Origin of the sequence: Brumimicrobium oceani (assembly GCF_003143775.1) — a bacterium.
In the GTDB taxonomy this organism is placed as follows: Bacteria; Bacteroidota; Bacteroidia; order Flavobacteriales_D; family Crocinitomicaceae; genus Brumimicrobium; species Brumimicrobium oceani.
The window spans coordinates 24,607-35,185 of sequence record NZ_QFRJ01000021.1; the positions used below are offsets into that span (position 1 = coordinate 24,607).

The 10,579-nt window shown below is 34.7% G+C and carries 9 protein-coding genes; 6 read left to right on the forward strand and 3 right to left on the reverse strand.

Annotated features, from left to right (window positions below):
* The first annotated feature begins 396 nt into the window (after positions 1-396).
* Positions 397-942 (forward strand): DUF4920 domain-containing protein, encoded by a 546-nt coding sequence (locus tag DIT68_RS15805; RefSeq protein WP_109360799.1) that lies wholly within the window; start codon positions 397-399, stop codon positions 940-942.
* Between the two features lie 80 nt (positions 943-1,022).
* Here the strand turns inward: DIT68_RS15805 and DIT68_RS15810 are convergent, their stop codons facing one another.
* Complete coding sequence (locus DIT68_RS15810; protein WP_109360800.1) at positions 1,023-2,807, reverse strand: acyl-CoA dehydrogenase family protein; 1,785 nt, start codon at positions 2,805-2,807, stop codon at positions 1,023-1,025.
* A 155-nt stretch (positions 2,808-2,962) separates the two neighbouring features.
* Here DIT68_RS15810 and DIT68_RS15815 point away from each other — a divergent pair, with 155 nt between their 5' ends.
* The gene (locus tag DIT68_RS15815; RefSeq protein WP_233244218.1) at positions 2,963-3,943 is read left to right on the forward strand and encodes a bifunctional riboflavin kinase/FAD synthetase; all 981 of its coding nucleotides are present in this window, start codon (positions 2,963-2,965) and stop codon (positions 3,941-3,943) included.
* The gene (locus DIT68_RS15820; RefSeq protein WP_109360801.1) at positions 3,900-4,484 is read left to right on the forward strand and encodes a leucine-rich repeat domain-containing protein; all 585 of its coding nucleotides are present in this window, start codon (positions 3,900-3,902) and stop codon (positions 4,482-4,484) included. The genes DIT68_RS15815 and DIT68_RS15820 overlap by 44 nt, the downstream gene beginning before the upstream one ends.
* Positions 4,485-4,967: 483 nt before the next feature.
* On the opposite strand, the gene DIT68_RS15830 is transcribed toward DIT68_RS15820, so the two are convergent.
* A complete protein-coding gene (locus DIT68_RS15830) occupies positions 4,968-5,435 on the reverse strand; it encodes a DUF6495 family protein (protein ID WP_109360803.1) in 468 nt (155 codons plus the stop codon).
* Positions 5,436-5,649: 214 nt separating this feature from the next.
* Between DIT68_RS15830 and DIT68_RS15835 the strand changes: the two genes are divergently transcribed.
* The 3 genes from DIT68_RS15835 to DIT68_RS15845 all read left to right on the forward strand — a co-directional run bounded on the left by DIT68_RS15835 (position 5,650) and on the right by DIT68_RS15845 (position 10,244).
* Entirely contained in the window at positions 5,650-6,789 is a 1,140-nt protein-coding gene (locus DIT68_RS15835) for a fasciclin domain-containing protein (protein ID WP_109360804.1), read from the forward strand.
* A gap of 387 nt (positions 6,790-7,176) precedes the next feature.
* On the forward strand, positions 7,177-9,237 hold the full coding sequence (locus DIT68_RS15840) for an LTA synthase family protein (protein WP_109360805.1): 2,061 nt from the start codon (positions 7,177-7,179) through the stop codon (positions 9,235-9,237).
* A gap of 326 nt (positions 9,238-9,563) precedes the next feature.
* Positions 9,564-10,244, forward strand: a complete 681-nt coding sequence (locus DIT68_RS15845; protein WP_109360806.1) for a DUF2461 domain-containing protein — start codon at positions 9,564-9,566, stop codon at positions 10,242-10,244.
* Positions 10,245-10,294: 50 nt separating this feature from the next.
* Here the strand turns inward: DIT68_RS15845 and DIT68_RS15850 are convergent, their stop codons facing one another.
* Positions 10,295-10,453, reverse strand: coding sequence for a Lacal_2735 family protein (locus tag DIT68_RS15850; protein ID WP_109360807.1), 159 nt, complete (start codon positions 10,451-10,453; stop codon positions 10,295-10,297).
* Positions 10,454-10,579 lie beyond the last annotated feature (126 nt).

The following is a 10,579-nucleotide window of genomic DNA, read 5'->3' on the forward strand; positions in this document are numbered from 1 at the left end:
ATTGAAAATAAAGGGAACTATTGCAAAAGGAAATATTTTTAATTTTGATGTGTTTCCGTCCAGACACTAAATACGCGGTAAAAAGAAAAAGAGACAAAATTCTAGAATAAGGAAAACCTCCAAGTCGAAGCGCCTCACTACTCCCTGCTTTTATAATTCACCTCATTTAGCTAATGAAAGATCTAAATGTGGGCAAGATAAGCTAACACAGTTTTTAGCAGGCGAAATCATAGCATCAATTTTGATAAGTAGGTAGAAAGTTGTATTACCTTGGCTTGCGTTTAGTTTGAGTTTGGAATAGGAATCTTTATGCGGATTGAAGGTTTGACATGAAAACAAAAGATTTTTTTTCCATATCAAATGCAAAATCACTAGTTTAGCGAAAAAATTAATAACATGAATAAGAAACACTTAATGATTGGTTTAATCACTGCTGGTTTTTTTGCTAGTTGTAATACACCAACAGAAACCAATGAAGCTACTACTACCGAAACAGATACAACTGAAGTTGTAGTTGAAGAAACAGAAGAAGAAACAAATGATGTAAATCAAACTTCTTTTGGTCCAGAAAAAGTAGACACCACGAATGCGCTTTCAACAAGTGAATTACTAGCGCAATTTGAAGGAAAAACTGAATTAGAAGCAACCTTCAAAGCTGAAATTCATGAAACTTGCTCTAAAGCGGGTTGCTGGGTAAACATTCAAAAAGAAGATGGAGAAACATTTATGGTTCGTTTTAAAGACCATTTTACCATTCCTGTTGACACTGAACCTGGAACAATTGCCTACTTGACAGGGAAAGCAATTCAAGACACAGTTACTGTTGATTTACAACGTCATTTTCTGGAAGATGCTAATGCTCCCCAAGAGGAAATTGATGCGATTACAGAAGTGAAATATGCAATGACTTTTATTGCTGACGGAATAGAAATCGTTAGATAAATATTTTTTGTTTGTGTGGAATGTAGGCTTGACCTACTAGGGCATGCCTACATCCCGCACAAACAAAAATTCAATTTATATTAAAAATTATATTCTCCCGCCTCGATCACACGTTGTGCAATTTGCTGGCGTGCTTCTTTAGCGTTGAATCCATCAATTTTAGTAAATCGTTTTAAGCCCATTAACATCATTTTTGCTTCGTCTCCTCCAGCAAAAGCGTTAATCGCATCTTTTCCGTATTTATTAATTTTATCTGCTACATCATAGAAATAAGTCTTCACTATGGCAATCTCATCTTTACATGCTTCCTCTCCTCTCATTGAAATCATTTTATCAACTCTTAATAAGAGAGATTCCGCTTGGTAAGTATCAATTGATAAATCTGCAATATTCATCAAAACTTCTTGTTCTTTTGCTAAAGTGGCCATTAATTTCTGAACTGCAGAACCAGCAACCATTAAGATTACTTTTTTGAAACCTTTTAATGCTTTATATTCATTTGCAAAAACACCTTCTGGCTGATCTCCGAAATCTGGAATACTCATTAATTCGTTGGCTACTTCTTGCGCTGGGCCCATTAAATCCAATTCACCCTTCATTGCTCTTTTAAGTACCAAATCAACAATTAACATTCTGTTGATTTCGTTTGTACCTTCAAAGATTCTATTGATTCTAGCATCACGATAAGCTCTTTCCACAGGAGATTCTGCAGAATATCCCATTCCTCCGTTGATTTGGACAGCTTCATCTACAACATAATCTAAACAATCGGATCCTGCAACTTTAAGAATCGCACATTCTGGTGCAAACAACTCAATTCCTTTAAGTGTTGCTTTCTCTTTATCCATTCCTCCATCGATGTACGCCTGAATTGCGTCATCAATATTTTGACCTGCTCTATAAGTAGCCGATTCAACGACAAAACATTTAATGACTTGCTCAGCGATTTTATGACGAATCGCTCCATATTTAGAAATTGGACGGCCAAACTGCTCACGTTCATTGGCATACTTTATAGAGTAATCTATTGCCGCTTTTGCTCCTCCTAAAACAGCTCCTCCTAATTTAATACGACCGATATTCAAAATGTTCAATGCAATTTTAAATCCGTTTTCACGCTCAGAGAGCATGTTTTCCGCAGGAACCTTTACATTATTAAAGAATACTTGACGTGTAGAAGAACCCTTTATTCCCATTTTCTTCTCCTCAGGATTCAAGGTTATTCCCTCAGAATCGGCATCAACAATAAATGCAGTTAACTTATCATCGTCATCAATTTTGGCAAATACAGTCAATACATCTGCGAAGCCAGCATTGGTGATCCACATTTTTTGACCATTAATCACATAATGTTTTCCGTCTTCAGTTAATTCTGCTTTTGTTTTTCCTGAATTTGCATCAGATCCAGCAGAAGGTTCTGTTAAACAGTAGGAAGCTTTCCATTCCCCAGAAGCTAACTTTGGTATGTATTTTTCTTTTTGCTCTTGCGTTCCGTAATAAAGAATTGGCAAAGTACCGATTCCTGTGTGAGCACCATAAGCAACTGAGAAAGAATACCCTTTCCCTAATCTTTCGGTAGCAAGCAATGTTGTCTTAAAGTCTACACCCATTCCTCCTAAATCTTCAGGAACAGACAAACTCAACAAACCAAGTTCTCCAGCCTTCTCTAGGATAGACTGCATTAAACCTTCTTCCATTTCATCAATCCTATCCAGATTAGGTTCAACCTCAGTAGCAATAAAATCATCACACATTTTTGCAATCATAATTTGCTCTTCTGTCCATTCCTCTGGAATGAAAATATCCTCTGGTTTCGTATCACGAATAATAAATTCACCCCCCTTAATTGCTGTATTTTCTGACATAACTATATAGTTTTTTGGTTTTTTATTAAAATTTAATATCGTAAATATATATGTTTATTCTTTATTATGCAAGCATATAAAACTATGAATTTTAGTTTTGTCATTTCTTTTTCACCACTTTGTATGAAAAGTTATAAATAAAACCGTCATGATACATGATTTCTTTATCTTTGAAAAAAAGTAAATCGCAAGTGAAAGTTTTTCAAGGATTTAATGAAATGTCCAAAATTCCACATCCCGTTCTCACTATTGGAACATTTGATGGAGTACATATCGGACACCAAAAAATTATTAAACAGCTCAACGAAGTAGCCGAAAGAATAGGTGGTGAATCTGTATTGTTTACGTTTTATCCCCACCCGAGAATGGTATTATTTCCAGATTCTCATGGACTAAAACTTATTCAGACTCAAGTTGAAAAATTGGAAAAACTGGAAAGAATCGGTTTAAAGAACATTATTGTTCATCCTTTCACAAAAGAATTTTCAAGATTAACAGCAATCGAATTTGTGCGTGACTATTTGGTGAATAAGCTCAACATCAAGACCATTGTAATTGGCTATGATCACCAATTCGGAAAAAATAGAGAAGGAAGTTTGGAGCTTTTAAAAGAACTAGCTCCAGTTTATGATTTTGAAGTTATTGAAATAGGAGCAAAAGATATTGATGAAGTTAATGTAAGTTCAACCAAGATTCGTGAAGCATTAAAACAAGGTGATGTGAGTTTAGCCAACACCTATTTAGGAGAAGAATTTCAGATTAATGGCATTGTGGGGCATGGTCAGAAGCTAGGCAGTAAACTAGGTTTCCCGACAGCAAATATAGAACTCAACAATGACGTTAAAATTATTCCTAAGAATGGGGTTTATGCCACAAGAGTTATCAGAGAAGACAAATCAGAATTCTTTGGTTTAGTAAGCATAGGTGAGCGTCCTACAGTTGATGATTCTGGAAAAATTACCATTGAAGCCTATTTAATAGACTTTAAAGGTAATTTGTACGGAGAGCAGTTGCAACTAAAACTACTAAAACGTGTTAGGGATGAAAAAAAATTCAATAGTTTAGAAGAATTAGTTACCGAAATGAAAAAAGATGAAAAGTGTCTGCGTAATTGGATTAATGATTTTAATTGGTAATTCTATCTGGAGTCAGATTCCACAAGATGAGATACCTTATTATACATTAACAGAAGCCAAAACAGCTTTTGCAGATACCATTTTTGGCATTGATTTAAATAAAGAGGGATTAACCGAAATTCCAGAAGAATTAAAAAAATTTAAAAACCTAAAAGGGCTAAGATTAACAAAAAACAAATTAAGTGAACTACCCGAGTTCTTCACATCTTTTAATCAGCTCGAATTTCTTTATCTAGATAAAAATAAATTTACTCACTTCCCTTCCAAAATTTTTCACCTTTCAACATTACGCTATTTAAACATGAGTAGAAATGAAATTGGTGCCATTCCGGCTGGAATTAAAAACCTAAAAAACTTAAAATATTTGGATGTTTGGGACAACAGGTTTGTGTTCATAGATGATTCATTTGCAGAACTCCAACAACTCGAATTCATAGATTTTAGAGGTACTACTTTTGCAGTTTCCTTCGTCGAAAAATGGACAAGAGCTTTTCCTAATGCAGAAGTCCAATTTGACAATCCCTGCAGTTGTTTAGACTAAGAACAGAACAAAAAGATAGAAAATAGAAAGAGGGGAATAGGGAGAGGGTGTGAGGGAGAGGGAAAAACTCAGTGCAAACCACAACGATTCATCCGCTGCCAATCAAAACACCTGCGAAAATCTACGTAATCTGCGGGAGAAATCGAGAGCGCCAACGAACCAAAAAGTATCTGCGAAAATCTGTGCAATCTGCCGGAGAAATCGAGAGCGCCAGCAAACCAAAAAGCATCTGCGAAAATCTGCGAAATCTGCGGGAAAAACGAAAGCACTAGCGAACCAAAAAACATCAGCGGAAATCTGCGGAATCCTCTGGAGAAAACGAGAGCGCCAACGAACCAAAAAGCATCTGCGAAAATCTGCGGTAATCTGCGGGAGAAAAAGAGAGCACTAGCAAACCAAAAAACATCTGCGGTAATCTGCGTAATCTGCCGGAGAAAACAATCCAGACGAAAGCGCATATCCCTTAACAATACCGAGCAAGATCTACTTTTTCAACTTATCTATCAGTTCGCTATACTGAGCGTCTTTGGAAATGTAAAACCCAATTTGTAACAATTCAAATAACTGTTCTGTAGCTAATTTTGTTATTGGATCTACCCTTACATTCACCTCATAATTTTCAAGATTAGCTAATGCCTTCGCAATTTCATCAGCTTGTGTTAAATCGATATTTTCATCATAAGTCTTAATCACCAAAGTACTAAGTTCTCCTTCAACCACCTTACAAACCGTAAGAATATCCTTTCTTCTGAGTTCTACCAATTCTGTTTTTCTCAAAACACCTTCCCAGATAACATCACTGAACTGATCGATAATTCCTTCAACCTTTTGTGTGTCGTTTTCTTTCAATTTTACCCACTCATCAGCTGGGATTCCATTCACTGCTAGAAAATCAACAAATTCTTTCTCTAAATCTTTTAAATCTTTTAAGGGCAAGCGGGTATATTTCATGTAATCTAAATTTAAAGTACAAAGATGAGAATTTAATCGAAATCCTTTTTAATTCAGCTGAAAATAAGTTAGAATCCCAGAAAATAGTATTGAAATTGCAAATCACGACATGTTAATATATGTCACAAATATGACAAAACGAACTGTTTTTGTTTAATGTTTAGAACTAAAGACTAAACAGAGTGTTCTGTATTTGAATCAAAACCAAAATATTATGAAAACAATTTTATCAAAAACAATGAAGAAAGTGAGTTTAACCCTTGCAATAGCAATGATGAGCGTTTCCGCTTTCGGTCAAACTGTTTATGGGGTAATTTCTAACAGTCCAAACCACACAACACTAACAGCAGCTATTGACGCAGCTGGACTAGACGCAACATTAGACGACCCAATGGGCGAGTTCACTGTATTTGCACCCGACAACAATGCCTTTGCTGATTTATTAGCAGAATTAGGAATAACAGCTCCAGATCTATTAGCAGACGCAGGGTTGGCAGACATTCTTACCTACCATGTATTAGGCTCGGAAGTTATGGCTGCCGGAATTACAAACGGAGACATAGTTACGCCAATCAATAGCAACAACACCCTGAAATTAACGGTGAATGCTTCTTCAGAGGTATTTGTTAATCAAGCCCAAGTAAACGCAGCTGATTTAGCAGCTTCAAACGGGGTTGTGCACTCCATCGATCAAGCGTTACTCGTAAACGAAACAGTTGCTGATTTAGCCATTGACAACGGCTTTAACATTTTAGTTGCTGCGGTAGTTGAGGCAAGATTATTACCTGCTTTGACAGATCCTTTTGCAGAATATACGGTCTTTGCACCTACTGATGCGGCATTCACAACATATATTACTAACTCTGGAATTACGGCTCCAGACTTATTAGCGAGTGCAGGTTTAGCTGATATCCTTTTGTACCATGTTTTGGGAATGGAAGTTAATTCAGCAGATTTAACTGACGGTATGGTTGCAACCTTAAACGGAGCAAACATTCTTGTAGACCTTTCAAATGGTGTGATGATAAATGACGCCATGGTTACCACTGCAGACGTAGCTTCTGACAATGGAGTTGTTCATGTTATTGATAAGGTTTTAGTTCCTGGAACTGCTTCAATAGAAACAAATAAGTTTGAGGAAATTACAGTTTTCCCAAATCCAACTACTTCAGTTATACAAGTAGAAAACATGGAAAACGCAGATTACAGAATCACAAACTCGGCAGGTAAAATTGTAAAAGAAGGGAAATTAACCTCAAACAATATTCAAGTCAACGCCCTTGAAAATGGGATGTATTTCTTATACTTAATCGAAGGAGAAAATGTATTCACTAGTCAATTTATTAAAAAGTAGTACTCTTTTTCATAGTTGAGGGAAAGTCCGCTTCTTAATTGAAGCGGGCTTTTTTGTTTGACAAAAATTGCAAATTCTTAATTTATAGAAAGCGAAAACTCAAAATGATTAGCCAATATAATTGAAGTTTGATCTCTATGAATAGAATTTATTTACTCAAATATAAAATTGATTCAATTGTTAAAGTGGTAAAAATAGTTAAGCCATAAGGAACTAGTTTTAATTCTTGTTTAACGTTCCACTTTTAACCATAGACGATAGATTAATTTCTATCGATTTTCTATATTTTAATTCTCATAGAACGTCTCCCCGCCTAAATCAAGATAAATTTGATGCAGTATTGAAAATATAATTACTTTTAACCATCATTAAGGCAAATCTCAATATATGAAAATGAACTTCGCTAAATTAAAGCCTTTAGTCCGTGCTTTAATTGAACAAGGTTTAATCTTGTTTCCTTCAATACTTATCATCAGATTTTTTGATCTTTTCCTATTTGAAAAAGAGGTTTTTACAACTAATGGCGAGCTATTAAGAATATTTGCAATTATACTTTATAAGGAACTGGTATTCCTTGTTCTATACCTAATAACAGTAGGACTTTTACTAGGATTAATAAAACTTGCTTCTAAACCTATTTATTGGTTCTCTACGGTTTTATCTTCCACTTTTATGGTGTTTCTCTATTTGTCCACCTCTCAATATTATCATACCTCTTACCTGCTTTTAGACCATGTCATCCTGTTTTTTACATTAGATGAAATATTAGAAATTGCTTCAACGGAAACAGGACAAGTGACCGGACAATTCTTTTGGTACTACTTTTCACCTATTCTACTTCTCGTTTTATCATTCGTTTTTCACAAGAAAATATCCGGTTTTGTATTCAACTCTAAAATACCAAAAGCAATATTTGCAACGGCGTTAATTGTGTTAGGAGTTAATTTTATGACTAAAAACGCCTTTTTAACTGAGAAACAAAAAATCATTGTTACATCAAAACCAAAACATATCATTTCAAGTGTGATTAACCACTGGAATGAACAAAATGATTTAATAAACCTCGATAAAAAGGAATTCTTCACCACTGTGAATGAGTTCCGTGACTTTATGGGCTGGGAAAATTCGGCAAATCAAGTGGATTATCCTTTTAATAGAAAGCTAAGGAAAAATGAAAACCACTTGGAAACCTACTTTAATGAATTTGACAAAGCTCCTAATGTCGTAATGGTGTTTTGTGAAGGGCTAAGCTCTACTTTTTCTGGACCAGAGGCCGTGCTTGAAAGCATGACTCCCAATTTAGATAAGCTCTATTCAAAAAGTTTATACTGGCCAAACACTATTAGCAACACAGACAGAACGCATGGAGTATTCGCCAATGCATTAGCTTCTTTGCCCCATGGAAAAGTTCGTGGAATGCTCAATTTAAAATCAACATTTCCGCAGCATTTGTCCATTCCAAAAATACTCGTTTCAAACGGATATCACTCCTCCTTCTCTTACGGTGGGTGGGGATATTTTGATAATTTCGAACCATTTCTAAAAAAGAATTATGTGGAAAATATTTGGGATAAAGATTACTTGGTAGAACAAGGCATTTACAAAGTCAAAGACAATGGTACTGCATTCACTTGGGGAATTCAAGATAATGAGATGGTTGATTTATATTTCGAACTTAAGGGCACAAATGCCAAAACTCCTTTTTTTGATATATTCCTTAATTTAAGTCTCCACAGTCCTTTCGACATTCCGCAAGAGGAAAAATACAAAGCAATTGCAAAAGAAAGAATGAAGAATGTAAAAGACGGAGAAACCCTTTATGAAAATTATAAGGAAGTAATCGCTGCAGTCATATATCAAGATGAGGCTTTAGGTAGTTTCATGGAAGAGTACGAAAAACGACCTGAATATGAAAATACAATTTTTGTTTTCGTGGGTGATCACAACGTAAACACGCTTCCTTTAAGATCAGAGCTCGATTCACACTATGTTCCTCTGGCCATTTTTAGCCCAAAATTAAAACAAGCTAAAAAGTTCAAAGACATCGTTGCTCACACAGATATTCCGCATAGCATTACAACACTATTAGCTCCTTATTTAAATGTTAAAGAAATTCCTGAGCAGACCAGTTGGATTGGAAATGGGCTAAGTACAAACAACACCCTTTCCGCTGATCAACCAAAATTCATCGGGCGATTTAACGGAGACATTATAGGTCTAATTTATGCAGACACACTTTTAATGAATGACCAATTATATAAAATTTCTGGTCCTTTGAACATTACTGAAATAAAAGGTAAAGAACGCAAAAAATACTTTGACCATCAATTGAGAAATTACAAAATAATGAATCAATATGTAGTTGATAATTTAAAACTACTACTTCCTGCAGACACATTAGAGTATCCCAATGCAAAAGGTGATTTCTTTTTCCCTGAATATGATTGATACTGTAGATTTCTTAAATCTAAAATTTTTAGTTTTATTGGTTAATATTCTATTCGTTCGTAATTCATTAAGGGTAATAAATAAGAACCCGCAACCTAACTTTTATTGATCGTAATCAACAAGCTGTTTTCACTTCAATCCAACTTTATCCTTACCTTGCTAATCATTTCATCTCCCATCAATAGAATAAGTGAAGTTGAAAGCAAACTAAATCTAGAAGATTGATTTTATCAAAAAAAGCGAATTTTGTCACGTTCAAGTCGGTTTGACACTTTTGAATAATATAAGAAGATAAACTTTTTTATCTTTAAGAAATAATTTAAATCATGATAAAAACAATTCCAGAGAAAGCATTCATGTTCTTAAAAGAACTAGCAAGAAATAATGATAGAGATTGGTTCAATGAAAATAAACCAGAGTTTAAGTCAATTGAAGGAGAGGTGAAGACGTTTTTCAACGAACTTTTAATCCGAATGCAGGAATATGATAAAATAGAAAAACTCAAAATGTTTCGCATTTATAGGGATGTACGCTTCTCTAAGAACAAGGAACCATACAAAACTCATATCAGTGGAAACTATATTCGCGTTAAACCAGAATTAAGGGGTAGTTACTATCTGCACATTCAACCCAATGCGAGTTTTATAGCCGCTGGTTTTTGGGCACCTGAAAAAGATGATTTATTGCGGATAAGAAAAGAGTTTGAATTGGACGCTTCAGAAATTAGAACAATACTTGCCGATCAGCATCTAAAATCAATTTGGGGTGAACTTGAAGGTGAGGAATTAAAAACCGCCCCTAAAGGTTTCAGTAAAGATCATAAGAACATTGATTTAATAAGGAAGAAACAATTCGTGTTCACAAAAAACTTCACAGACCAAGAAGTACTATCTGCAGATTTTATTAAAGAAGTGGATACCGCTTTTAAAGCAATTAGACCGTATTTTGATTACATGAGCGAAGTTTTAACCACCGATGAAAACGGCCTTTCACTGATTGAAAATTAAATCCTATAACTCAAGAAAACTATGAAGAGCATGCAAAAACTCCAAATTAACTAAAGCTTCTCTATTTCCTTCAAAAGCTCTGAAGCTTCATAAGTTTTTTCATCACTCAACTTTCGATTTGTTTTAGACAAATTAAAGGCCTCTTTCAATAGTTTTTCATACTTCTCTTCTAATTTTTCCTTCTCTGTTTTCTTCTTAAATAATCCGATACACTACATGACAATTTTCAATAAAACCTTGCTAAATCCTTTCTTTTCAGGGTTCAAAAGGAAGCTTGATATATATTCTAATCCATATTTGAAAACCGATTTAGCTCTATGACCATGCTTTTTTAT